This is a genomic window from Kamptonema sp. UHCC 0994 (assembly GCF_029167235.1).
Taxonomy (GTDB): Bacteria; Cyanobacteriota; Cyanobacteriia; order Cyanobacteriales; family Microcoleaceae; genus Kamptonema.
The window spans coordinates 1-26719 of record NZ_JARFTR010000196.1 but is presented as its reverse complement, the minus strand read 5'-3'; the positions used below and the strand labels follow the sequence as shown (position 1 = coordinate 26719).

19 protein-coding genes are annotated in these 26719 nt (G+C 42.6%); 8 read left to right on the top strand and 11 right to left on the bottom strand.

All coding sequences use genetic code 11. From position 1 onward, the window contains the following. Positions 1-184 precede the first annotated feature (184 nt). Positions 185-2428, bottom strand: a complete 2244-nt coding sequence (locus PY364_RS18015) for a Tex family protein (RefSeq protein WP_275524571.1) — start codon at positions 2426-2428, stop codon at positions 185-187. A gap of 304 nt (positions 2429-2732) precedes the next feature. Further along, positions 2733-4061, bottom strand: coding sequence for a D-alanyl-D-alanine carboxypeptidase (locus tag PY364_RS18010; RefSeq protein WP_275524569.1), 1329 nt, complete (start codon positions 4059-4061; stop codon positions 2733-2735). Between the two features lie 219 nt (positions 4062-4280). Here PY364_RS18010 and PY364_RS18005 point away from each other — a divergent pair, with 219 nt between their 5' ends. Continuing rightward, a complete protein-coding gene (locus PY364_RS18005) occupies positions 4281-4754 on the top strand; it encodes an EVE domain-containing protein (protein WP_275524568.1) in 474 nt (157 codons plus the stop codon). A 92-nt stretch (positions 4755-4846) separates the two neighbouring features. Here PY364_RS18005 and PY364_RS18000 read toward each other — a convergent pair whose 3' ends face one another. From PY364_RS18000 to PY364_RS17980, 5 genes are all read right to left on the bottom strand, one after another. After that, complete coding sequence (locus PY364_RS18000; RefSeq protein WP_275524567.1) at positions 4847-7108, bottom strand: PAS domain S-box protein; 2262 nt, start codon at positions 7106-7108, stop codon at positions 4847-4849. Positions 7109-7173: 65 nt separating this feature from the next. Further along, on the bottom strand, positions 7174-9096 hold the full coding sequence (locus PY364_RS17995) for a serine/threonine-protein kinase (protein ID WP_275524566.1): 1923 nt from the start codon (positions 9094-9096) through the stop codon (positions 7174-7176). Between the two features lie 51 nt (positions 9097-9147). Then, positions 9148-9594, bottom strand: coding sequence for an SRPBCC family protein (locus PY364_RS17990; RefSeq protein ID WP_275524565.1), 447 nt, complete (start codon positions 9592-9594; stop codon positions 9148-9150). 265 nt (positions 9595-9859) lie between these two features. Continuing rightward, complete coding sequence (gene zds, locus PY364_RS17985; RefSeq protein ID WP_275524563.1) at positions 9860-11299, bottom strand: 9,9'-di-cis-zeta-carotene desaturase; 1440 nt, start codon at positions 11297-11299, stop codon at positions 9860-9862. A gap of 307 nt (positions 11300-11606) precedes the next feature. Beyond that, positions 11607-12290: an alpha/beta hydrolase gene (locus tag PY364_RS17980; RefSeq protein WP_275524561.1), complete on the bottom strand. Its 684-nt coding sequence runs from the start codon at positions 12288-12290 to the stop codon at positions 11607-11609. Positions 12291-12481: 191 nt separating this feature from the next. On the opposite strand from PY364_RS17980, the gene PY364_RS17975 reads away from it, so the two are divergent. From PY364_RS17975 to PY364_RS17960, 4 genes are all read left to right on the top strand, one after another. Next, positions 12482-12688 (top strand): hypothetical protein, encoded by a 207-nt coding sequence (locus tag PY364_RS17975; RefSeq protein ID WP_275524559.1) that lies wholly within the window; start codon positions 12482-12484, stop codon positions 12686-12688. Positions 12689-13107: 419 nt separating this feature from the next. Continuing rightward, positions 13108-14184 (top strand): magnesium-protoporphyrin IX monomethyl ester (oxidative) cyclase, encoded by a 1077-nt coding sequence (gene acsF / locus PY364_RS17970; protein WP_275524557.1) that lies wholly within the window; start codon positions 13108-13110, stop codon positions 14182-14184. 107 nt (positions 14185-14291) lie between these two features. Beyond that, positions 14292-14882, top strand: a complete 591-nt coding sequence (locus PY364_RS17965; protein WP_275524555.1) for a Uma2 family endonuclease — start codon at positions 14292-14294, stop codon at positions 14880-14882. A 37-nt stretch (positions 14883-14919) separates the two neighbouring features. Further along, entirely contained in the window at positions 14920-16428 is a 1509-nt protein-coding gene (locus PY364_RS17960) for a phospholipid carrier-dependent glycosyltransferase (RefSeq protein WP_275524553.1), read from the top strand. A gap of 30 nt (positions 16429-16458) precedes the next feature. On the opposite strand, the gene trmB is transcribed toward PY364_RS17960, so the two are convergent. From trmB to csaB, 3 genes are all read right to left on the bottom strand, one after another. Continuing rightward, positions 16459-17133: a tRNA (guanosine(46)-N7)-methyltransferase TrmB gene (gene trmB / locus PY364_RS17955; protein WP_275524551.1), complete on the bottom strand. Its 675-nt coding sequence runs from the start codon at positions 17131-17133 to the stop codon at positions 16459-16461. Positions 17134-17241: 108 nt separating this feature from the next. Then, entirely contained in the window at positions 17242-17973 is a 732-nt protein-coding gene (locus tag PY364_RS17950) for a Uma2 family endonuclease (RefSeq protein ID WP_275524549.1), read from the bottom strand. A 21-nt stretch (positions 17974-17994) separates the two neighbouring features. After that, on the bottom strand, positions 17995-19041 hold the full coding sequence (csaB, locus tag PY364_RS17945; protein WP_275524548.1) for a polysaccharide pyruvyl transferase CsaB: 1047 nt from the start codon (positions 19039-19041) through the stop codon (positions 17995-17997). 75 nt (positions 19042-19116) lie between these two features. On the opposite strand from csaB, the gene PY364_RS17940 reads away from it, so the two are divergent. From PY364_RS17940 to PY364_RS17930, 3 genes are all read left to right on the top strand, one after another. Beyond that, positions 19117-19500 carry a DUF2499 domain-containing protein gene (locus PY364_RS17940; RefSeq protein WP_275524546.1) on the top strand — a complete coding sequence of 128 codons (384 nt, stop codon included), beginning with the start codon at positions 19117-19119 and terminating at the stop codon, positions 19498-19500. A gap of 63 nt (positions 19501-19563) precedes the next feature. Then, positions 19564-19857, top strand: coding sequence for a DUF3593 domain-containing protein (locus PY364_RS17935; RefSeq protein WP_007353394.1), 294 nt, complete (start codon positions 19564-19566; stop codon positions 19855-19857). After that, the gene (locus PY364_RS17930; protein WP_275524544.1) at positions 19857-20750 is read left to right on the top strand and encodes a WD40 repeat domain-containing protein; all 894 of its coding nucleotides are present in this window, start codon (positions 19857-19859) and stop codon (positions 20748-20750) included. Before PY364_RS17935 ends, PY364_RS17930 begins: the two co-directional genes overlap by 1 nt. A 167-nt stretch (positions 20751-20917) precedes the next feature. Here PY364_RS17930 and PY364_RS17925 read toward each other — a convergent pair whose 3' ends face one another. Next, positions 20918-26461: a CHAT domain-containing protein gene (locus PY364_RS17925; protein ID WP_275524542.1), complete on the bottom strand. Its 5544-nt coding sequence runs from the start codon at positions 26459-26461 to the stop codon at positions 20918-20920. Positions 26462-26719: the final 258 nt, after the last annotated feature.

Sequence of the window (26719 nt, the reverse complement as noted above, 5' to 3'; positions counted from 1 at the left end):
TTGCTTCGCGGAGCTCGCAATGACGATGGATAATTACTAATAAAGGGGATGACTAACCCGGATTTGGTATTAATAGCAACCGCCAAGGCAATTAGGATACTCGCTCATGGCTGAAACCATTAACTCTCTTCCCCTTCTTTCCTGAGCATCGGAGCATCGGAGCATCGTAGTCCCTAGCTATACCTCACCTCTTATTAAACTTAGCTTTCAAATCGTTAAGAGTGGGTGATTGCTGAGGCTTGCTGCTACTAGCTTTTCTATCACTATTTTGTTGCTCCGGCAACTTCATCGATAAGCTAATGCGCTTCAATTTCTCATTAACTTCTAGCACTCGCACTTTCACCACTTGTCCAACTTTAACAATTAGTTTTGGATCTTCCACAAATCTGTCAGCTAGTTGAGAAATATGCACTAAACCATCTTGATGCACGCCGATATCAACAAATGCGCCAAAGTTAGCAACATTGGTAACGATGCCTTCTAATTCCATGCCAACATTTAGGTCGGAAATTTCTTTAATGCCTGCTTTAAAAGTCGCATATTTGAACTCATCTCGCGGGTCTCTTCCTGGTTTTTCTAGTTCCTTAATGATATCGCGGAGAGTGGGTTCGCCGATGGTTTCAGTGACGTATTTCTTAATGTTAATACCCTTGACTTTTTCAGATAATTGTGTTATCTGTGCTAAGGGAACGCTCAAATCTTTAGCGATCGCTTCCACGACAAAGTAACTTTCTGGATGCACTGCTGTATTATCCAGCGGATTTTCACTACCACGAATGCGTAGGAAACCAGCCGCTTGTTCAAAAGCTTTTGGCCCCAATTTCGGGACTTTCAACAGTTGGCGGCGATTTTTAAATGCACCATTTTCATTGCGGTAATTAACTATATTTTTAGCAACAGTTGGTGTCATTCCCGATACAAAGGTCAGCAATTCTTTGGATGCTGTATTTAAGTCTACACCGACATAATTAACGCAGCTTTCTACGGTGTCGTCAAGTTTCTTTTTGAGCAATTTTTGATCGACATCATGCTGATATTGTCCTACACCGATGGATTTTGGATCGATTTTAACAAGTTCCGCCAGCGGATCTTGCAAGCGGCGGCCAATACTAATGGCTCCTCTTACTGTAAGATCGAGATCGGGAAATTCTGCGATCGCTACATCACTTGCTGAATAAATCGATGCGCCAGATTCATTCACCATCACTTTAATTGGCTTTCTTTCTAAGGTTGCCAAAACTTCAGCAATAAACTCATCTGTCTCGCGAGAAGCTGTGCCATTACCAATCGCGATTAACTCAATTTTGTAAGTCTCAATCATCCGCTTAATAGTATTAGCAGATTGTTGACGCTGTGCAACCGCTTGGTGAGGAAAAATAGTCTGATATTCTAAAAATTTACCCGTTTCTGATAGTACAGAAACCTTACACCCTGTCCGAAATCCCGGATCTACGGCTAATGTCGGCTTCATCCCGGCTGGAGCCGATAGTAATAACTCACGAAGATTGGTTTCAAATGTCTTAATTGACTCCAAATCTGCGTCGGCTTTCCTGTTACTCCGTACCTCCGTAGTTAGAGATGTTTTCATCAACCGATTGAAAGCATCTTTGAGCATCGTTTGATAAAAGTCTCTTACTGCTTTCACTTTAGTTTTAATCTCCTGAGATTCCAGATATGAGAGTACAGTAGACTCATCGAAGGCAAGATCCAAGTCTAAAATTCCTTCCGTTTCACCCCGGAATAAAGCCAGCATATTATGAGGTTGAATGTTTTTAACAGCAACTTGATAATTGCGGTACATTTCAAATTTAGTGCTGCCTTCGGGATGTTCATCTTTGATGCGCGAAACAAAGGAACCCGATTTCATCAGATAGTCTCGCAAGTATGCCCGCAGTTCTGCTTTTTCTGAGACTTCCTCTGCTAAAATATCAGCAGCACCTTTGAGAGCTTCTTCTGCGGTTTTGACACCCTTCTCTTCGGAGATATATTTAGCGGCTTCTGCTTCTAGGGATACTGGTTGTGCCTGGGGTAAGTTAAGAGATTTGATAAATTCTGCTAGGGGTTCTAATCCTTTTTCTCTAGCAATAGTTGCTCGCGTGCGCCGCTTAGTTTTGTAAGGGAGATAGAGGTCTTCAAGTAAGTTTTTTTGTAGGCAAGCTTCGATTTTAGCTTTTAGTTCGTCAGTCAGTTTACCTTGAGATGCGATCGCATCTAAAATTGTTTTTTTGCGGTCTTCAATTTCGGTAAGATAGGTAAATCTTTCGGAGATATCTCGCAACTGAATTTCATCCAGAGAACCCGTGCGCTCTTTGCGGTAGCGGGCAATAAAGGGAATTGTTGCTCCTTCGGCGAAAAGTTCGAGAGCGCTGTTAATTTGAGCTGGATTGATAGAAAGTTCTTGGGCTAGAAGTTGAGGAATGTTGAGCATATTGTCTGAGGTGGAATTAATTGCTAATGGGATAAGGTTAAGGGGTAAGTTTCTTATTATAGCAAATTTGGATATGAAATTCTATTTATGGTTGATACAATTCGCTATCTAATAGCTAATCTGCGGTAATTTAGGGCTATAAATAAGATCATACCGCAAATCCATAGATACTACAAAATCCTAATTTTTTGAGAACGGGCATTGAGTTGGCTAGAGAGTAATGACTATGCTAATCCCATCCTCAAGTGGAATACTGTTTTTTGGGGGGAGATTCCAGCAGATTTTGGTCGAAAATAGGTCAAAGTTAGTTGACAACTTCATTGCGAGAAGTTTTACTTTTTCTATCAGGATTAGGTGTTAACTCTGGCGGCGAAACTTGAACAGCACCCCACTCTTTCAAAAAAATATTTAAGAGAGCTTCTTGCTGTGCACGAAATTCCTCTACATTTTCTCCCCCATTCATCATCACAAACCAGACAGTTCCTTGTTTTTGAGTGGGTAGTGCTCCTCCTAAAGCGCTGACATAATCAAGAGTTCCCGATTTAATAATAGCTAATGGAGGAAGCTTCCGCTCATTTAAGATTCCTGGATCTTTTCCAACTACTGTTAAAACATCTGCAATTGTCATATTATAAGGTTGCAGATAGCGTTCAAGTGCTAAAAATATTGCACAAGCTGCGCGGGGAGAAATACGATTGTCTTCGCTTAAGCCAGAACCATTAACGAGTTGAATTTCTGCGGGGAGAACTCCTGCGATTTCTGCGGCTTTTTGGGCTACTACTTTTGCTCCGCCGACAGTATCAGCTAACATATCAGCCATCAAATTATTACTGTACTGATTCATTTTCTTTACGAGTTCGGCTAAAGGCAAAGAATAATGGCGGACTAGAGGCTGAATATTGGTAGGAGTTTTGGGTAAAACTTGTACTGAACCGTCAATTATTATCTGTGGTTTAGGAGTTCCTACTGGCAAAGTTTGATATTGGCTTTCAGCTTCTGAAGACCAAATTTGACTATTTAATCCCTCTTGAAGCAGAGTGCCTGCTTTCTGGGGGTTAAGTTCAAAGTTCATGTAAAATTTACCGATAATTATCAAATTGCCAGTTATTCGCTTAATACCTTTTTTATTTAAGGTGTTACCGAGGGCAATTGCTTCTTCCCAGATAAATAACGGATCTTCCCCTCCCTGAATTACTAAATCGCCTTTTAATATACCTTTTTCAATGGGGCCAGTTGCATTGATTACAGTGATAAATTGGCGATCTGGGCCAAAAGTTTGCAGTGCTGCTAGAGTTGTTGCTACTTTGGTAATTGAAGCTGCTGGTAAAGGAATTGTGCCTTGATAATTTGCTAAAAGAGTATTGCTAGATTGCATCCATACGCCTTGTTTTTCTTTAGGAACTCCTTTGGCAGTTAGTTTTTTGATATATTGCTGAATTATAGAGTTAGCTGCTGTATCTGGATTAGTCGGAGATACAATTGATGATTTATTTTCTTTTTTAACTAGCGGAGTAGTTGCATCAGGCTGAGGAGAAATAGTTGTCGTTTTAGGTGGTTCATTAGCGGTACATCCAGCAATAATTCCTAGGGCGATCGCAGATATTGTTGCACTCAAGTGTCTGATTTTTAGCATTACTTTAATTTAGCTCAATTTTGCATCAATGTCAGCCAACCAGTAGTATAATCAGTATCCAGTAGCACTTTAACTGAAAATATATCACTATTGGCAGTAATCAAAAGATTATAATGCAATAATGTTCATTAATGCAAGCGATGTAAAATTTACAGATAACTTTGAAGTAAAGACTGTTACGGGCAATGTCACTCTACGTTAAATTCTGTTATCGTCCTTATGAACTATTGGCTAATGAAATCGGAACCAGATGTTTATAGTATTGCAGATTTGAAGCGTGATCGTACTTCTCTATGGGACGGTGTTCGCAACTATCAAGCTCGTAATTATCTGCGAGAAATGAGTCATGGAGACTTAGCATTTTTTTACCATTCTAACACTAGATTCCCAGGAATTGTCGGTTTAATGCGTATAGTTGAAACTGGGATAAACGATCCGACTCAATTCGATCTGCATAGTGAATATTATGATGCTAAGTCAACTCTTGATGCTCCTCGATGGCAGACTGTTATTGTGGAATTTATCGAGGCTTTTCCTAGTTTGATATCTCTTGATTTACTTAAACAAACGTTCAGTGCGGATCGGCTTTTATTGGTCAAAAAGGGGAATCGATTATCCGTAATGCCAATATCTGAGGATGTAGCTAAGAAGATGCTGGCGATGAGAGAGTATCAGCATGATAAAATAGAATAAATTCAATAATGAAAAAAGCTATTGTATCACTTTTGCGATCGCACCCTAGAGCAACAACATATCTAAATTCAGTAGTTATTTGATTTTCATCTTTAAGAAGAAGGTTTGAGCGGAATCATAACTTTAAATTCTGCACCTTCTCCCGGCACGGAAATACATTCTAACGTTCCACCGTGTCGCTCTGTTATAATCTGATAACTAATTGATAGACCCATTCCTGTACCTTTTCCAACAGCTTTGGTAGTAAAAAATGGGTCAAAAAGTCGCTCTAGGATGCTTTTTGGTATCCCCGGCCCATTGTCCGTAATCCGAATTTCCACATAGTTTGTACTTGATATTGCAGTATGGATACTGATACTACTAGGCATTTGCTCTATTTCATTAGTAGATCTTTGTGCATCCCTTTCATCTAGGGCATCCAAAGCATTACTCAGGATATTCATAAACACTTGATTTAGCTGTCCGGCGCTACACTCGACTAAAGGTAATTTTCCATATTCTTTGATGATATGAATAGCAGGACGATCGCTTTTTGCCTTGATTCGGTGTTGCAAAATCATCAACGTACTGTCGATGCCTTCGTGAATATTAACCTCTTTCATTTCCGCTTCGTCCATGCGTGAAAAGCTACGTAGAGATGTCACAATTTGCTGGATACGCTCAGATCCTAATTTCATGGAAGAGAGGATTTTTGGCAAATCTTCTAAGAAGAATTCGATATCACTAGCTTCAATTTCTTCTTGGATTTCTGTGACGGGCTCTGGATAGTGTTTTTGGTAAAGTTGCAGTAGTTTAAGTAGATTTTGAGTGTAGTCATTGGCGTAGGTAAGATTCCCATAAATAAAGTTAACAGGGTTATTAATTTCGTGGGCAACTCCAGCAACTAGCTGGCCTAAGCTAGACATTTTTTCACTCTGAATCAGTTGAGATTGAGTGCGTTGTAGCTGTCGCAATGCTAGCTCTAAATCGAGAGCTTGCTGTCTTAATTGTGATTCTGACTGCCGCAGAGTTTCTTCTACAAGTTTGCGATCGCGAATATCACGGGCAATACCCATAAAACTAATAATATTGCCATCGGCATCTTTAACAGGTGAAATATTACAGGTGATCCAATGCCAACTACTGTCTTTATGTTTGGTTCTAAATTCAAGTCCCGCCAGTTTCTCACCAGTTTCAATAATACAGTTGAGAAACGCTATAACGGCTGGCAAATCTTCAGGGTGAATCAACGGCACAAAAGACTTTCCTAAAAGTTCAGATATTTCATACCCAATCAGATCGAATATCTTGGGCGAAAGATATGTGAATATTGAATCTATTGAATGTTCATAGATCAAATCATTAGCATTTTCTACTAAGCGACGGAATTTAGCTTCACTTTCAGCGAGTGCTGCTTCTGCAAGTTTGCGTAAGCTAATGTCGCTAGCTAGACCTGTTGCACCTATAATATTTCCTGTTTCCCCACGTAGCGCTATAGCATTAAATATGAGATTTATAGGTCTGCCATCTTTAGCAAGTTGGACACTCTCATACTGAAGGAGTGCTTCCCCACCTAAAACACGAGTAAAAGCCTCAAAATCTTTCTGAATTTGTTGAGGTGGCAGGAAGTTAGTAAACTGCCTTCCGATCATTTCTTCCGGCTCATAGCCGTAAATTTTCCTAACTGCTGGATTGACAAAAGTATAGCATCCTTCAAGATCGACAGACCAGATCATATCTTGGGATGTATCGACTAAGCTGCGATATTTAATCTCATTTTTTTCTAGGGCTATTTCTGCTTGCTTGCGAACTGTGATATCTTGACCAAAGCCGGTTGTCCCAATGATTTTACCTTCGCTATAAATCGGAGTTTTTATTGTTTCAACCCAGAAAGTATTTCCTAGTGCATCGATAATGGATTCTTCAATCACTTTTTGTTGCCCTGAAGCAATGATTTGGAAATCATCTTGCCGATATTTTGTGGCTAATTCTGAAGGCCAAAGATCAAAGTCAGTTTTGCCTACGATATCTTCTGGAGTTAAGCCACAAGCTTTAGCGAAGGGTTCGTTAACTGCAATGTATATGCTTTCTGGGTCTTTGAGCCAAGCAATATGCGGTATATTGTTAAGCAGAGATTTAATTTGGTGTTCTTGTTTTTTTAGTTTTTCTTCTGCAAATTGGCGATCGCATATTTCTTGTTGCAAACGATCCCTACTCTGTTGCAATTGACTTGTATACTCCTCAACTGCCATTTCTAATTCTGCTTTTGACTGCCGTAAGGCTGATTCTGCCTTTTGGCTTTCTGCTAACTGTGTTTCTAACTCAGCGACGCGATCGCGCAGTATTGTTAATTGATGCAGCAATTCAGCGGACATAGAATGATTTATTCCTTTTCCCCTTTTGATAGGAGATCCTGATGTTTACTATTAGTTAAATCCACTTACCATATTTTTCGCCAAATTTTAATAGACCGATCGCTTCCCCCACTAGCCAAACTCTTCCCATCCCCACTAAAAGTAACAGACAAAACATCCCCAGAATGACCGTTGAGAATTTCCAGCAAAACGCCTGTGTCTACATCCCACAAAGAAATTTGACCGTCGCGACCACTGCTGGCTAAAATCTTTCCATCCCGGCTAAATGTAACACAGAAAACGCTTTCGGAATTATCTGCGATCGCGTGTAGCAACTCCCCTTTACCATCACTCCTTACTCGCCATAGCTTAATCATACCATCTCGGCTACCGCTAGCTAAAATCTTCCCATCGGGACTAAAAGCTACTGAAATTATCCAGTTTGTATGACCAGACAAAGTACAAATTGACCTCCCAGTACCGATATCCCAAAGTTGTACAGTTTTGTCCCGACTGCCACTAGCTAAAAACTGACCATTAGGACTAAAAACTACTGCAAAAACGCCCTCAGAATGACCCGTAATAGTTTGCGTACACTTGCCTTTATGCAAATTCCATAATCGGATAGTTTTGTCACGACTGCTACTAACTAAACTCTGACCATCAGCACTAAAAGCAACTGTATAAACCCGGTCTGAATGTCCCACCAAACTATACCACCATTTGCCTTTTTTCAAATCCCACATCTGAATAGTATTATCGCGACTGCCACTGACTAAACTCTGACCATTAGGATTAAAAGCAACACAATTTACCCAATCAGAATGACCCCTAAGCGTATACCAGCGCGTCCCTGTATCCAGTTTCCAAATCTCAATAGTATTATCTCCACTACCACTAGCTAAAGTTTGATTGTCAGGACTAAATGCCACAGATGTTACTGAATCTAAATGTCCTGTCATCGTATAAATAGTTTCCCAAGTTGGCGATCGCATCGGCACTAATGGCTTTTTAGAAATAAATGGAGGTGCGATCGTCGGGACTGGTATCGTCAACTTAGGAACAGGTTGAGATGCAATTGGCGGTAATACAATTCCCTGATTAAAATCTAAAGCGTCAAGTACCTCTGTTGCCGATCTATAGCGGCGACTTAAGCTAGTTTCTAACAATTTATCTATAATATTTCCTAGCTTAGGACTCACCGAATTTTTATTCAAATAATCTCGCCATACCCATTTATCCTCATTGATATCGAACAAATCAAAAGGAGAAAGTTGAGTTAGCAAATGAACGCAAGTCACACCTAAACTATATAAATCGCTAGCAAAAACTGCTTGACCTCTAACTTGTTCAGGTGCAACATATTCGGGACTACCGATAATAGTTCCTGTTCCGCCACCTTGAGTTACTACTTTAGCTGCACCAAAATCAACCAAAGCCAGATTTCCAACCGGGTAACTTAAAAACAAAGAAGTATCAAGAGGTTGCGGAGGTTTTCTAATAATATTTGCTGGCTTAATATCGCGATGAATCACTTGGCGATCGTGAACAAACTGCAACACAGGTAGTAAATCTTTCAACAAACTCCGAATCTTAGCTTCACTAAAAGCACCTGCAATCGCCAATTCTTCTGCTAAATTTTCACCCCCAACAAATTCCTGTACTAAATACTGTCGGCCTTCCTGTTCAAAATACGCCAGCAAATCAGGAATTTGCGGGTGTTTTCCCAGTTCATCCAGTCTCGCCGCTTCTCGGTTAAATAATTCTGCTGCTTTCTCAGCATTATTAGTACCTAGTGACTGGGGAAAAAACTGCTTGATAACGCAGCGAGGTTTAGACGGTTTATCCTCATCAATTGCCAGGAAAGTTCTACCAAAACCCCCTCTGCCAATGGGTTTGATGGCGCGATACCGTTCTTTTAGCAACAGTTTTGCGCCACAAGTTAGGCAAAACCTTGTAGCGTCGGGATTTTGGGGGTTCTGGCAGGAGGGGTTCAGACAATAACTCATAACCGGAAGCAAGAATCGGCATAAGTATATATTGACACTTTCCTGATGATTCTATGACTCTGCTTGGATTTTCAGAGCATACTCTTTAAACCTTTCCAAATCAGCCTGAATTGTCGATTCCACCACGCGGCCCAAAAACAAATTATCCATTAATTTGCCGAGAATGCCAGGAATCGCATAAGCTACTGTTAGCCTCACAATGCTGCTACCTTTGCGATCGTAAAATCTAACTGCACCGCGATTAGGCAACCCATCGACGGATTCCCATTGAATAATCTGGCAGGGAACTAATTTCAAAATGCGGGAAAGCCAGCTAAATTCTAAGTTTCCTGTACCTAGTTTCCACCGGGACAAATCTGGATCTTCTTCGAGAATATGCACTGATTCAATCCACTTCATCCAGCGCGGCATTTGTTCTAAGTCCGACCAAAGACTCCACGCCATTTCTATCGGGATGGCAACTTCTACTTGTACGCTATGTTCTAACCAATCTGACATATTTTTTATTTGTTATTTGTTAACTGTTAACTGTTAACTGTTAACTGGTAATTGTTAACTGTTAACTGGTAATTGTTAACTGTGTTCAAAACTTAAAACTTGGGTGATGGATTGCGCTGGCGCTCCACCTATCCTACAATTTCAGGACTTACGCACGGTTTACGTAAAGCCGCCATCTTGGCGGTTCCTTTACCGCCTAGAAGGCGGCGTTACGGATAGTTTTGCGTAAGTCCTGAATTAGCCATTAGCAATTAGCAATTAGCTATTAGCTATTAGCCATTTCTAAAATAGCCTTAGCTGCTTGACGGCCGGAAATAGTTGCTCCTTCCATACTATCAATGTAGTCTTGCTGAGTGTAACTTCCTGCTAAGAAAAAATTAGCTACGGGTGTTTTTTGATCGGGACGAAAAGCATCCATTCCTGGTGCTTCGCGATACAAAGATTGAGCTAGCTTAACTACACTATACCAAGTCATATTTAATTCCCGTGCTGATGGGAATAAATCTAAAACTTGCTTCAAGACGTGCTGCGCGATCGCTTCATTATTCTCCTTAATAAATGGATCGCCAGGAGTTAACACCAATTGTAACAGAGAACCTTCTCCTTTCTTATAGTAATCGGCCGGACTCGCTAATGCCAAGTCAGCAAAACAGGAAAAATCGGCATCTGCTGAATAAAGCAAATTATCTATTCCCACAGCATGACTCAACTGCTTGCGCTTCTCAGGATCGTCTAACTCTGTCACCCATCCATCAAACCGCAATTGCACCGTTGCTACCGGCACGGCATCCAATTTATAAATATTGTCAAATTCCGACCATTTCCGCCAATCAGGAGGCAAAATCTTTTGCACTCCCGGCACATCTCCGGCGAAAAGGTAAGCATCTGCGGTAATAGTTTCTTCTGTTTCTCCTTTCGCGATCGCTAACCCAGTCACGCGAGTTTCGCCGCCATCTTCTGCAAACAAAATTTCCCTTACTCGCCGCCGCGTATAGATTTTAACACCTCGATCTTCCAGATATTTAACAATGGGTTTATGCAAATATTCATTCGGAGAACCCTGCAACATTCGCATCACCGAGGCTTGAGTTCGACAAGCAAAAAACTGAAAAATTGTCAACATACACCGGGCAGAAATATTTTCAGTATCGATAAAACCCAGGGCGTAAGCGATAGGATTCCACATCTTTTTCAGACTGCCATTATTACCGCCTTGACCTCTAAACCAGTCGGCAAAACTAATATTATCTAGCTTGCGAATAGTTCTCATTGCCCCATCAAAGTCTACCAAACCGCGCACAATTGGACTCGTAGCCAGAGCAATCGAATTTTGAATTTTATCTTGTAAAGATAACTGAGATGTGGTAAAGAAAGCCTTTAAACCGTTAAAGGGAGCACCAGCAATAAACCGAAAATCCAGAACTCCTGTCTCGCCGCCTCTATTAATAAAAGTATGAGTGTGTTCTTTGAGGAGTAAATTATCAAATGCCCCTACTTTTTTCATCACTTCAAATAAGTTATAATAGCAGCCAAAAAAGACGTGCAAACCCATTTCTACGTGATTCCCGTCAGGATCGACCCAACTTCCTACTTTACCGCCTACGAAAGGTCGGGATTCAAAAATTTCTACTTGATGTCCGGCATCGACTAAATCGATGGCACAAGTCATGCCAGCTAGTCCAGCACCCGCGATCGCAACCCGCATTTTACCTCTTCCTTTTGTATGCCATTGCAGATTATAACAAAGATTATATCGTTAGATATATTTACAGGAGCGATCGCAACCAGCGCCACTTTTGTATAATAGGGGAATCTTACCTGTCGTCAGACGACTTGAAGCACTGAATGAATAACTTATTAGTAATCATATATTTTTCAAAGGTATGTAGTTGCGCTTCAGCGCTCTTTCATATACCCTAAGAGCGCTGAAGCGCAACTACGTACCTAGAAATACCCTAAAATAGGTAGATACGCAGAGATTTGGAACCTGAAGACATCCCACCTGTCTGTCGTTAGCTATTCATCGCCGCTTCCCTAATAACTTCCACAACTTCTTTAGCACGAGAAATCATGGGAACATGACTTGATTCTAAAACAATTGTTTTTGCATTAATTCGCTTAGCCAAATCATGTTGTAGTTCAGGCGAAACAGCTTTATCATTGTTCGCAATAATATACCAACTTGGCTTGTTTTTCCACGCTGGCAAATCAATTTTTGCTTCCAACAATGACGTAGATGGCGGGTTTTGAGTAGCATACATCAACGCTGATTTTTCTGCCGAAATGTCGCCAGCCAAAATTGTTTGTACCCCTGCTTTTGAAATCCAAATAAATCCTTCTTGTTCTTGAAAATGCTCCGATGGCGATGCAGATTCGTACTTACTCATCAAATCTATCATCGATTCGCCAGCATCAGGAGCAAGTGCAGCAATATAAACTAACCCAGAGACTCGTTCATCATTGCCAACTTCGCTAATAACCATACCGCCCCATGACTGACCAACTAGAATACATTGACCTTCTATGCGATTCAAAGCGCGTTTTGTAGCAGCAATATCATCCGCTAATGATGTCAGTGGGTTTTGAACCGCAATAACTTCGTAGCCTTCCGCCAACAACGTTGAAATAACTTCACTGTAACTAGAGGCATCTATCCAGAAACCATGAACCAACACAATGTTTTTAACTTTTACCATGATTTCCTTTACCTTTTGCCAACATAATTTTGTTCACATCACACTTGCCACAAGTTCACGGAAACTAGCTAACTATTAATATCATGTCCGGCAAATTACTTACTATCTGTCATTGCGAGCTCCGCGAAGCAATCGCCTAGTCTCTGTGATTGCTTCGGGATTGCTTCGCTTCGCTCGTAACTGCGCTGCGCTTGGCTCGCAATGACAAGTATTTAACCGGACATGATATAACTGGACTGCAAACTTCTACATCGCTTTATTCATCAGCAAGCTTCTTAAGTCCCGTTCAAGTTGTTGCCAGTTATCAAGAGTATATCCTGCTTGAGCTTAAAATCCAGACTTATCATCCTTTGGCTTCCAAACTAGCAAATATCTTGTCAGCTTGGCTTCAGGAATAACTTCATCGGCATAGAGATATGTCAAGCGTCCCCAGCAAAAATCCTAAAGCCAGTCCAAGCACAGCACCAACAGAAAGTCGATAGATGCCACTTAGCTGTGGTATCATCTATAGCTACGGTAATTTCCTACCACACTTCTAGCAATAAGCTCGACCAGCCGGAAGTCCTCAATGTTAATGAAATGTAACAATCAAGTAGCCAAAACCTTAACTTTGGTTGAGCAAATCACTAGAAGCCACCTAACACGGCTTTTAAGAACCAAACTTTCAAGGACTGATCTTGAAAAGTTTGTCCTTTTCCCCCAAAGGTAAGCTTGCCTTTGCGTCGCGATCGCCACTACAATTTCCAGATTGAGCAAAAGTTTGCTCCCAGCTAAACACCCACTCGGCTAGTGTGAAAACAAGAGATACAAAAAACCTATGGTAGATTCCCTCAAGAAACCAACTTTTGAAGAATTGCGGCCGGGGATTAAAGTCCCAGCTAAGGAAACCATCCTCACGCCTCGATTTTATACCACCGACTTTGAAGAGATGGTCGCAATGGACATCTCCCCGAATGAAGATGAGCTTAGAGCGATTCTCGAAGAGTTCCGCGCTGACTACAACCGTCACCATTTTGTACGAGATGCTGAGTTTGAGCAATCTTGGGATCATATTGATGGTGACAAACGCCGAGTGTTTGTGGAGTTTCTAGAGCGTTCGTGTACGGCTGAGTTTTCTGGCTTTTTGCTTTACAAGGAACTAGCACGCAAGCTAAAGGACAAGAGCCCGCTGCTGGCTGAGTGCTTTTTATTGATGTCACGGGATGAAGCTCGCCACGCAGGATTTCTGAATAAGGCGCTGTCTGATTTTAATTTGTCGCTGGATTTAGGCTTTCTAACTAAGAGCCGCCAGTATACTTTCTTTAAGCCGAAGTTTATTTTCTACGCTACTTACCTGTCTGAAAAGATTGGTTACTGGCGCTACATTACGATTTTCCGCCACTTGGAAGCACACCCGGAAGACCGGATTTATCCAATTTTCCGCTTCTTTGAAAACTGGTGTCAGGATGAAAATCGACACGGGGATTTCTTCGACGCAATTATGAAGGCTCAGCCTCAGTTTTTGAATGATTGGAAAGCAAAACTGTGGTGTCGGTTCTTCTTACTTTCGGTGTTTGCGACGATGTATTTGAATGATATTCAGCGCGGTGAGTTCTATGCTGCTATTGGTTTGAATGCTCGCGATTATGACATTGAGGTGATTGAGAAGACGAATGATACGGCGGGACGGGTGTTCCCTGTGATTCTGGATGTGAATAATCCTGAGTTTTATCAACGTCTGGATGTTTGCGTGGAAAATAATGAGAAGCTGAGTGCGATCGCATCTACCAATACTCCAAAAGTCTTGCAATTCTTCCAGAAACTACCACTCTACGTCTCGACTGGCTGGAATTTGTTAAAGCTATACTTTATGAAGCCGATCGATATGACTTCTGTACAAGGTCTAGCTCGTTAAGTTTTCATTTTCGCTCCTCTGTTAGTGGCGGTTCTGCGAGATGCAGAGCCGCTTTTCTTTGGTATAATGTTAAGTTAATTTTGATGCGCGATCGCGCTGAGGATATTATGCAAACACAGATCCAAAAACGCTACTACACTCCTGAAGAATATCTGGAACTGGAAGAAGCTGCGGAGTCTAAAAGTGAATACCGAGATGGAGAAATAGTACCAATGACAGGCGGGACTACCAATCATAACGAAATCGCAGGTAATTTTTATGCTAGCTCAAAATTCGATCTGAGAGGACGCAATTATCGGGTATATATGGGTGATGTGCGATTGTGGATACCCCGTTATCGCCTCTATACCTATCCCGATGTTATGGTAATTGAGGGAGAACCCATTTATGAGGGAAGCGGTACTACTATGGTGACAAATCCGCTGCTGATTGTTGAAGTTTTGTCAAAATCAACCAAAGATTACGATCGCGGTGACAAATTTCAGTATTATCGATCGATTCCTGAACTGAAAGAATATATTACGATCGATCAGTACAACTTTCATATTGAACAATTTGCTAAAAACTCTGAAGGAAAATGGGTTTTAAGTGAGTATGAAACGGCTGATGCAGTCTTGGCTTTAACTAATATTGAGTTTCAAATTCAATTGACAGAAATTTATCACGGTGTTAATTTTAATGTCAGTGGTGAAGGGTGATTACTATAGATTTTTAATAGCTTTATCAGGATTTTTTATGATTTTACCTAAACAAATATCTAACAAGTCAATTCCCTGGTTTAACATCGGACTACTTGGTATATTTCTCCTATCAGTTGCATTGCGATTTTGGGGACTCGATCGCTTTAATGCTTTCGTATTTGATGAGGTTTATTATGCTAAGTTTGCCAATGATTATCTAACAAAAACTCCTTTTTTCAATGCTCATCCACCTTTAAGCCAATACATAATTGCAATTGGGATTTGGATAGGTTCTCATCTACCTTTTGGACAAGATTCGGTCAATAATTTGACAGGTTCTTTACTTTCCCCTTGGGATTATCGCTGGATAAATGCTTTTACTGGTTCCTTTATTCCCCTAGTTGTAGCAGCTCTAGCTTATCAGTTAACTCGCCGCCCTAGTTATGCTTTGATTGCGGCTTTATTTGCGGCTTGTGACGGTTTATTTCTGGTTGAATCTCGCTATGCACTCAATAACATTTATCTAGTGATTCTTGGGTTATTGGCACAGTTATTTTTCCTGAAAGCACTTGACAATCAAGGCAATAAGCGATGGTTATGGTTGGTGTTAGCGGGGATAGGTTTTGGTGCTTCTGCTTGTATTAAGTGGAACGGTTTATGGTTTCTATTTGGTACTTATTTACTTTTAATATTTGCTTGGGGGATGCGGTTGATTCAGGGGAGAAGAATAGAAGGGGAAGAGCGTAGTTTTCATCCTGCGGAAAGCCCTTTACAAAGTCCTTTACAAAGTTTGACGCAATTAAATTTTGGACAGGTAGTATTGAGTTTAGCAATTATTCCAGTTGCAGTCTATAGTTTACTTTGGATTCCTCACTTGCTACTCAACCCAACTCCGAATTTTTGGGATATGCAAAAGGAAATTTTGAGCTATCACGAACGGATTAAAAGTGGGCCTGATGTTCATCCTTATTGTTCTTGGTGGTACAGTTGGATTTTTATGATTCGGCCAGTAGTTTACTTTTATAAAGCTGCTGAAAACAAGGGTGAAATTGACCCAGTTTTGCCGTCTTTACCTGAAGGTTTTACTAAGACTATTTTTGATGTTCATGCGATGGGAAACCCCGCCCTTTGGTGGTTTTCAACTGTCGCTATTTTTTTGTTATTATGGATGTTGGCTAATCGAGTTTCAGTTTGGTTAGAAACCCGGAATGTGGCTTCAATGGAATTGATAGAACAAGTACCAGTTCAATTTCCGCCGACGGCACAATTGTGGCTGGGGTTCTATTTGGTAGTTAATTGGTTTGCTAATTTATTGCCTTGGATAAAGGTGACTCGCTGCACATTTTTATACCATTATATGGGTAGTTCTGTGTTTGCCGGATTAGCACTTGCTTGGTGGGTTGATAGGTGGCTACACAGTCCTCAACGTCGTCTCCGAGGTATGGGAATTACTGTTATTTTTCTAATTTTACTGGCTTTTGTTTTCTGGATACCTGTTTATTTGGGACTGCCTTTATCGCCTGATGGTTGGAGAATTCGGATGTGGTTTCCTTCTTGGATTTAATACCGTAACGCCGCCCTCTGGGCGGTATTGTCACCGCCAAGATGGCGGCGTTACTTCAAGCGTGGGTAAGTCCTGAATTTTAAACAATGCCCGATATACAGGTTCGCCGCGTTTTAAGGTAGCAAGTTCTCGTTCCGTAGGAATTGGTAAGGGATTTTCTGTTAGCCAATTACCGTCACCTTGGCGGTGGAAAGCCGGGTGAGATGAGAATCTATCGCGCATTTCTGCGGCTACTTCTTCAACGTCTGATTGGATAAAAACTTCGCCGTTAACAGATAGATATGTTGCCAATTCTGCAACTAATTCTGGTTGTACCATCCGCCTTTTTAGATGCTTTTGTTTGAACCAGGGATCGGGAAATTGAATTGTTACTCGCTGCAATGCACCTGTCGGTAAAGATGCTAAAATTGGCTTGATGGAATTGTTGGCATTGCAAAATAAATAGTGAAGATTTTGCAAGCCTTTTTCATCCCGCCAAGCATTAGCTTCTTCTACTAAGGGTTCGCGAATTTCTAACCCTAGAAAGTTCCAATCATTTTGTATTTGTGCCATTTGCCATAAAAAGCGCCCTCTGCCACAGCCGATATCTAAATGTAGGGGCAGATTTAAGTTAGGATAAATTTGAGTCCAATCTGGAGGACTTGCGGATACTTGATATTTAATGCAGAGTGGATTGACGTGCTGACGGACTCGAACTCTTGCCAATTTTGATAACTCCTTGATCGCATTATAGAATTTACAAATCACGCTTCGTAACGCCGCCCTCTGGGCGGTTATTTACCGCCTAGAAGGCGGCGTTACCTTTCCTAGAATCTAAACTTCAGGTTCAATTCCGGCTGCTCTTAATTGTGCAGCTAATCGTTCTGCCCGTTGTTGTATAATTTCTTTTTCTTGTCTTTCTCTTTCAATCGTTTCTGCTCCCCACAATAACATCTCTTCGCTTTCATCCCACCAACGTAACCAATAGCCTGTCCGATTTGCTTTTGTTCCTTGCCACACTCCCAAAAATAATCCTACTCCTTCAATCCAATGACGATTATTGACATCAGGTGGTTGTAGTTCATATCGCCCTGATGAATTTAATTGATATAGTTCTAGCAAACCCTCTCTAGGTTCAAATATAGCATAGAATGGTACGCGCAATATTTGCTCGTAAAAAAACCATTTTCCCGGTGGATAACTTTGTTTACTGGAATATTCATCGCTTTCGGTTGCTGATAAAAATTCCATCACGATTACCGGAATTTCCCCTTCTAGGTTTGGGGTGTAACTGCGACGAACTTCCTGATTAGGAAATGGCTCGACATTGCCGGCATAAAACCAATCTGGGGCTTTGATGGCTAGTTTGCTATTTAATGTAGCGCAAATTCCCATATTTGAAGCTACTAATATTCTATCTTGAATTAGTCTGGCGATTTCTAAGCTTTCTCGCAAGGCGGCGGCTAGAATTGGCTGGTCGATGTTTTCCACTGGCTCCTCATCTAAAATGAAATCAGCGGGTAATTTTTCCCAGGTAATCTTTAATTCTGCTGTGTTAACTGGCATGGTGTTTTACCTCTGATTATACTACTGGAGGGCTGACTGTAATACTTCTTGATGGATGAGAGATCGATCTACTAGATATTCTATCTTATTCTGCGAAAGTGGCTCGCCGTTAGCATAGTTTTCGATCCAAGTTTTACTGATTGAGTTAGGGTTGTCTGGCAATTCAGATAATAAGTAGCCGGGAATTTCTAAGTCATCCATTAATTGTGTTACTTTGGGGTCGTAACTGAGCGCAAAACAACGACATTCTTCGGCTAATCCCATAATTAAACTGTGATAGCGCATTCCGATGACCATTTCTACTCCGCGAAATACTCCCTTTAATTCTCTGGGGTTTTCTAAGGTGAGAATTTTGCTATCATTAGGTATAGCTTTGTGCAGAATTTCGGCAAGAGGTAGGTCTTGAGAAGATTGAAAGGGTAGGAGTAAAATAAAGGTTTTTGTGGCTTTTTGAAAGTCGATCAAGGCGCGGGTTAATGTGGCTAAACGAGTGGGGGTGAGGGTGGAGTGCGATCGCAGATTTACAGCAACTCTGGGTGCTGGCAAATCCCATAACCCTGCTACTGGTAAAGCATCCAAGGCCCAAACGGGATCTGGTGCTAAAGTAAAGGGAATTTGCCAATCCACGAGTAAGCCTGCGGAGCCTTTGTCGCGCACGCTGACGGCGTTACAGCCCCCAAACCAGCGTTTAGCAAGACTACGGGTGATGGGGCGCTTTAAGGGGCCAATTCCTTGAGCCCAGGCGATCGTTTTTAAGCCCAGTTGTTGAGCGATGCCCATTAATCCGCCATAATAAAAAGGGCTGGCTAGGCTGGTGGAGTCTTGGATTAAACTACCGCCGCCCCAAATGAGGGCATTGGAGGTACGCAAGGTTTGGAGCACGTGAAAGGCATTCATGCGATCGCACGTTTCTACCCCGTAGCGTTGATTTGTCTGGACAGGATTGCCAGAAAGCACAATTGGTGTTACATAATCTGGTAACATTTGTAGCAGCGATGCCAACAGTGCTTCGTCGCCGCCATTGCCTTTACCGTAGTAGCCAGATAAAACCGCCCGCATCTTTCCCATTTTGGATTTAAGATATTTCAATTAATTAGTCTCTATTGAATCTAAAATTTAAAATCTAAAATCTAAAGTTTTTTTATGCAAACTCTGTCCATCCCTACCTGGATTATCCACGTCTCTAGCGTCATTGAGTGGATAGCTGCCCTCTGGTTTATCTGGCTCTATGGCGAAGTCAGTCAAAACCGCGCTTGGTGGGCGTTATCCTTCGGTATGTTACCGGCTCTCGTGGGCGCGATGTGCGCTTGTACGTGGCACTATTTTGACAACTTGCCTTCCCTAGAATGGCTTGTCACTGTCCAAGCTACTATGACTATGATTGGTAATTTTACTCTGTGCGCGGCCGCTTGGTGGATTTGGCGATCGGCTCAGGGGGGAGTCGAGGGAGGGGAAGATGGGAAGATGGGGGGACTGGAAGATGGGGAGGATGAGGGAGAGGGGAAGATGGGGGAGATTAGCAATTAGCGATTAGCGATTAGCAATTAGCAATTAGCGATTACCAATTACCAATTACCAATTACCAATTTAATGACAAAAGAAACTATTTTTGCTCTATCACTTTTTCCCTACTTGGGTTTTTTGTGGTTTTTGACGCGATCGCGACAAGTACCTCGGTTGGCTCTGATTGGGTTTTACGGTACTCTAGTATTCGTTGCTATTACGATTCCCGCTGGAATTTATGCGAAAGTAGCTTATGGCGACTCGTTGGCCAATATCGATTGGCTGCATGGGGGTGCAGAATTATTCCTAACACTGTCTAATATTTTAGTAGTGCTAGGGTTCAGACAAGCGGTGATTCAAACCAGGCAATCGTCACAATAATGGAGATTCAAACCCTCACTGGCCATGCAGACGGGGTAAAATCGGTTGCGATCGCCCCCGATGGCAAAATTCTCGTCAGCGGCGGCGAAGACGGCAAAATTAAGCTATGGCTGCTGAGTACCGGGGAACAAATCCGTTCGATGACAGGCCATCCCTACGGAGTGAAAAATGTTGTAGTCAGCCCCGACGGGGCAACTTTTGCCACAGGTGGCGGTGATGGTACGATTAAGCTCTGGAGCCTGAGTAAAGGCGAACTGATTCGTACCTTCGTTACTGGATTGTCGCGTTTAGATTCAGGTTCAATGCCGGTGGCAATTAGCCCAGACGGAGAAACGATCGCCAGTCATAGCAGCAGTTACAGTCAAACAGTCAAGCTGTGGCGGATAAATACGGGGGAATTGATCGGCACATTGACGGGCCATGCAGGTTCGGTTAAAGCTTTTACGATCGGCCCCGATGGTGAGATTTTAGCCAGCGACGGTGCAGATAATACTATTAGGTTGTGGCGTTTAGTTACGGAAGAGTTAATCAGCACTCTAGCAGGCCACACGCGGGATATTTTAGCGATCGCAATTAGTCCTGATGGACAAACTTTAGTCAGCGGTAGCAAAGACGAAACAGTTAGAATTTGGAATCTGCATACTGGCAAACTGTTACGTACTCTCTCCGGCCATTCCTACGCGGTTAATTCAGTAACAATTAGTCCCGATGGCAAAATGCTTGCCAGTGGCGGTTATGATGGCTTAATTAAGCTACGGCGTTTGAGTAATGGAGAACTACTAAAAATTCTTTCTGGGCATTCGGGTTCAGTAAATTCTGTTGCGATCGGCCCTGATGGGCAGACAATTGTTAGTGGGAGTGAAGATAAAACTATTCGAGTTTGGCGTTTATAATTAGGTATAGAGGAAGAAGGAAGAAGGAAGAAGGAAGAAGGAAGAAGGAAGAAGGAAGAAGGAAGAAGGAAGAAAATATCCCGGCGATTGAAATCGCGTCTACACAAACAAAGTCCGCCTTCGCGGACTAATGAGATTTATGGACTTTACCAATCACCAATTACCAATTACCAAGGCGAACCAATCATCGTAAAAGCAGCCCAATAATAGGGATGAGATAAATTTCTATCTCCGCGCGCAACCAACTCAGGAGGTAAACGAGTACCGATCTCGCTTCCCGAATTATAAAGACGACCATCCTGCAAACGCACCTGTCCATGCAACATACCCAATTGCGCCTGTCTTAAAGCCTCCGCCTTAATCGGTGCAGTCCGCAATTGCTGATAAAATTCCGACATCAACCCCAAAGTTCCCGCATCACTGACATACCACAAACTCGCCAGCGCCGACTTCACCCCCGCCTGTACCGCCAACCCCGCAAAGCCTAACTCAGCACTCTCATCCCCCACAGCAGTAGTACAAGCACTTAACACTAATAACTCCACTTGTGGGTTATATAACTTCAACTCCTGCAACTGATTTAACCGCAGTTTCGTATCCCAAAACTGGATGTAAGAATTTTCCGCACCACCTGGTTGAAATTCCCCATGAGTTGCTAAATGGATAATCTGATACTGAGGTTGACTTCGTTGGGCCTTTAAGTTTGCTAAAGTAAACTTTTCATTCAGAAAAGAAACCCCAGGCCAAAGCTTCCCAACGATCGCAGATAGTTCCATTGGTACCGCAGGTAAACGACTTTGACCCGCAATCTCTGGAAAATCCGAGGCCCCCATCGCCAAAACTTCAGATTTTCTGATATCCACATAGTTCGTATCAGTCAAGCTCAAACTAGGAATCAAGCCTAGACTATACTTTTCAACTAAAAAGCGCTCGCCATCATACAAAGCAGCAACAGGCAGACTTCTTAGCCCTGAATCCATCGAAAATGTTAGGGTATTAATACCATGAGCATCTAACTCCTGCTGTAGCGGTGCAATCAACCAGTCGTGGAGTTGCTTTGCTCCTATTTTATAATCCTGCATCCGAGGGTTTCTAATATCATTAGTAAACTCTTTAGCTACTTCTAATACTTCTTCCCGTTTCACCGAAATACTTTTAAAAATTGGCTTTCCATCTGGCAAAAATAGCCGGAGTTCCAATTGTTCACGCTGTGCAGAAACATAAACCACCGCAGGTTTAACTCCCGTAACGCTAGCAATGCGTGAGAGGATATTTCTAATATTTTGAGCTGTGATTGGCTTTTCTGAAAGATTGCCCCCAAAGTAATTTTCAAATTCCCGACCTCGTTGCTGATCGAGATATTGCGGCGATAAATCTGTTAAACTCACTTGAGTTAAGGTGCTAAGGCTACTAGAGCGAGAAATTTCTAAGCCTGTAGCACTACCATCGGTTTGTCCTGGGATTGTCTTAGTTTGGCCAGACTCTAATGTGGCTGATGGTGAAGGTGTGCTGACAATAGTTAAGTTTTCTGAGTTGGGGATAGAACTAATTTGAATAGTGGGATTCTGTGTAGAATTTTGCGTGGTTGCAGATTGCGAAACTGAATTTTTGCTCGTTCCGCCATTAGCAGTCACGGAGGTATCTAATACTACTTCGGGCGTTCCTTCTAAAGTTAATATAATTGGGCTGGGACTTGGGCTTGGGGAAGAAGCTGGGGCATTTTTCAAGGGGGCTTCACTCGAACTAGAAACCTTTGTTAAGGACTCTTGAGGACTTCCTAATGCTTTTAAATCAAAATTTGTTAGTAATTCGCGAGTTGGGCCGATGGTAAATTGTCCGTCAGTAATTGCACCAGCGGTACCATTTTTCTTAGGATTTCCTACTACAAAAGGTGTTGGGCTGCTAATCCCCTGCTGAATGGCGATTGAACCCGCGCGATCGCGCCCTGCGGCGGAAATGCTAGCAGTAACTTGATTGGAGTCTCTAAATGTGTCTGTAGCTCTGAAGGTTCCATCGGTAATAATATCAATGTTACCGCCTTTTAAGCCACCGGCCTTGATCGCAGAAACTTGAATATTGCTTTGGCTTCTGAGGGTACTAGAACCGGCATTTCCTATCTGAGAACCTGAGTTAATAATGCCAGTGGCGATCGCGCCTGATGCTAAAATTTCGATATCACCGCCTTCTTGATGGCCGAAAGCATTTATATTTTCTGACTGTACGGAACCGGCGCTACGGATACTAATATTACCACCGGCACCATTTTCAGAGCGAGCGGAAATCGTCCCGGCTGCAATATTACCCCGCGTGGTAACGATGCTGATTCCTGCTTGAGAGCTGATGTTGCCAATATTGACACTACCAGCAATTAAATTAATCGTAGCGCCGTTTGCGCCGGAAATTGTTCCCGTACCAACGATCGCACCTGATTCTGCTGGTGCTTGAATTACTGTCGGGTCGCGAAATCTCAATTCTGAGGATGTTTCGGAGTCGCGATCGCCTAAACTAATCGTACCGCTACCGTCTGAACGTCCAATGGTAACAGAAGTAAAGCCATTGCGGAAAGCATTTAAGTCAGTAGCAGTCAAATCCAAAGCAGTTGTGTTACCAGACCCGCCGATAGTAATATTTTGACTAGAATTACCCGGTTGCAGTACCAAATTGCCATTGCCGATCGCTGAATCTTTGCCCCCTGTCAAGTCAATCTCATTACCAGTTAAGGTAATATTTCCCCCCGCTTCTTTACTGGTGGCATCGATCGCGCCTACAGTGATGCTATTAGTACCCGTGAGCGTAATATTTCCTCCTCTAACGCCTGTAGCGGATATGGGCCCTACTGTGATAGTTCCCGATGTCGATAAGGCTATATCTCCAGAAGAGGTGGAAGAGGAAGATGGGGATGTGTCGATCGATGCTACATTAATGTTACCTTGGGATCGCAGTGTTGTATTGCCGCCGCTTGATTGTAATTGCTGAGCTGTAATATTTCCCTGGTTACTTGTCACCCGAATTTCTGAGTTAGCGGTTGAAATGTTGCCAATTTTGATATCGCCGTCAGCTTTGAGATTAATAGAAGCATTTCCCGTTCCTAAAAGGGTTCCGGTTGTTGAGATCGAGCCTGAGTTACCAGTAGATTGAATAGTTACAGGATCGTTGAAGGTGACATCACTCGCGATCGCAATTGCCCCGCTACCATTTTCACTGCCGATCGCGATCGCTGTAAACCCGTTTTGCAGTGCTTGTAAGTCGTCTGCTGTTATATTCAGAGTATTTCCGCCTTGATTAGTCTGATTGCCGATCGCAATATTTTGATTCAGACTTCCTGGTTGCAATGTCAAATAACCATTGCTACTGACGGAATTAGCACCACCATTCAAGTCAATTTCTGCTCCCGTCAAGGTAATATTACCAGCACCAGTAGCGATCGCTCCCGCCGCCACCACATTACCTCTACCACTCAAAATTACATTTCCCCCTCCCGTCCCTTTGGCATCAATTTCTCCTACTGTTACATTCTGAGCTGCATTCACAGAAATATTACCACTGTTGCCATTAGTAGCAGCAGAACTAATTTTGTTAACTGTTAACTGTTGACTGTTAACTGTTAACTGTTGACTGTTAACTGTTGACTGGGCATTCTCCCCTGCACCCCTGCTCCCTGCTATAATCGAACTTGTACGGCTGGTGAGGTTAATATCTCCGCCTTTACTATTACCTTCCGTAGTAACTTTACCCACTTCAAGATTGCTAAAGGCAGTAGCAGTTACATTTCCACCCGTATTTCCAGAGGCAGATAAAACCCCTGCACGAATTGTGGCATTGCTTTCTAAACTAATATCTCCGCCCGTTGTTTTACCTGCCGACAAAAGGGAATTAAGTACAATATTACCGCTGCTACTAAGAGTAACATTGCCACCGATAGCAGATAAATTAGATGATGAAAGATTACCTGCACTGATTTCTCCGATACCGCCAGTAAGGTTAATATCTCCACCATTGGTAATAATATCCCCCACTGCGATCGCAGTTCCAGAGATCGATACTTTTCCGCCCTGAGTGCTAATTGTATCACCCGGACTCATAGAAAACGATCCCACCGCGTCGCGATCGGAGTCGGCCATAAAAGTAACTGAACCCGTAGTTGCCTTAAGCTTCAATTCCCCGGAAGCGAGGGAGGCGATAGTAATGTTGTTAGTTGCCTCCAATACTACATCAGCGGTGGCAGAGAGATTTTCCAGAGCTTTTGATGAGATTGTAAAATTAGTATTAGTACCAGTCGAGTCTTTTCCGAAAATACTACCTTGTGCAATCGCAGCATCATCTGCACTCTGTTCTGCATCGACAATGTTAATATTAGTTGGGTCAAGTAACAAAATACCCGCACCATTTATCCCCCTAGTATCAACACTTCCATCGAAAATCAGATTTTCTTTACCCGAAACTTCGACAAATCCCCCCGTACCGCCCCTAGCAGTGATGCGACCGAAAAAGCCTGTTGTAGCGTCTGCCCAGACGATTATACGGCCGCCGTTACCCGTTGAAATTGCATCTGCTGCGATCGTAGTATTGCGATCGATATAAGTACCAGTAGCATTCGGGACTGTTCCCATCCCCCGAAAATCTCCCCCAATCCGCACATTTCCCCCGCCAAAAATGCCGGAAGCGTCAATATTTGCGCCCAATAACCCCACTCGTGTACCTAAAACATTAACTGTTCCTCCCATAGTTTCAGAGGAAACATTCAAGGAACCTGATGCGATTGTCGTCCCCGCCGCTGAGGGTATAGTTTGGCCAGAAGCAGTCAGCACAATTTGACCCTCAGCATTCACAGCTAAACCAGTAACTTCTCCAATGCTACCTGTTAGCAATCGCGGCAAAGAAAGGGGTGTAATTTGTGAAGATGATGCCGAATTTCCATCTCCCATTCGCGACCCTGCTGCTATTTCCAATTGCAACAGATGTCCCGGCTGAGAGATCCGCAGCACATTTTCTCCAGGAATAGCAGCAATAGTAATTTGCCCTCCTGGTGCAGATAATTTCCCAGTATTAATTACCGTATTACCTAGCAATGTTAAATTTTGTCCTTCTCCAACTGCCAATTCACCTGCATTGACAATTGCTCCTGATTGCTGACTAAAATTAAAAGTATTGGGAGTACCAATTAATGCTGTGTAGTCATTAATTCCCGTAGCATTAAACCAGCCGTTATTAAAACCAATCCCATTGGCAGTAGTCGCCATAAAAGATCCCGGCACGTCCAATCTGGCATTAGCACCAAAAATAATCCCGGCGGGATTGACAATGTATAAATTGGAATTACCGCCACTAACAGAAATCAGACCGTTAATAACAGAAGCATCACCGCCAACAACGCGAGTTAAAATGTTGCGAATGGCAGGATTTGTCAAAAAATTGGCAACTTGACCGGAATCTAAACCAAACCGAGTAAAACTGTGGAAGAGATTCGCGCCATCTCCCGACACAGTACCACCTTTAATATCGTAGCGGTTGCCATTTGGGGCAACAACAGTACCAGTGCCATCAGGGGCCGGGACAAGTTGCTGAGCACTTGCCGATAGAGATTGTGGGAAAATTACCAATAATGTCGAGTTCTCTGGCCTGGAAAGCGAGTAAAGGGAGAGATCCAATATCCAAATTCCAGCAAGGGGAAGTGCTGCGAGAACCGACCGTATAGCACGTTGAGGTTTCATAGGGTTTTGCCTCGGTCTTGACCTCTATCATAGGAGTGAGATTTGAGATTGAAAAGAACTTACACATCAGCCACGCAACAGATTTTCTCGGCGGTGGTTTTACCGCTAGGATGGCGGCGTTAGCAACAATTAGTTAGAGTCGATAGGAGCGTTGCCACTCCTACCTCTCCTTCAGAACGGAACGTGATACTTTCGCATCATTCCGCTCCTTGATAACTCCATCCTTGTTATGGATACGATTTAAGACTAACTATCAGG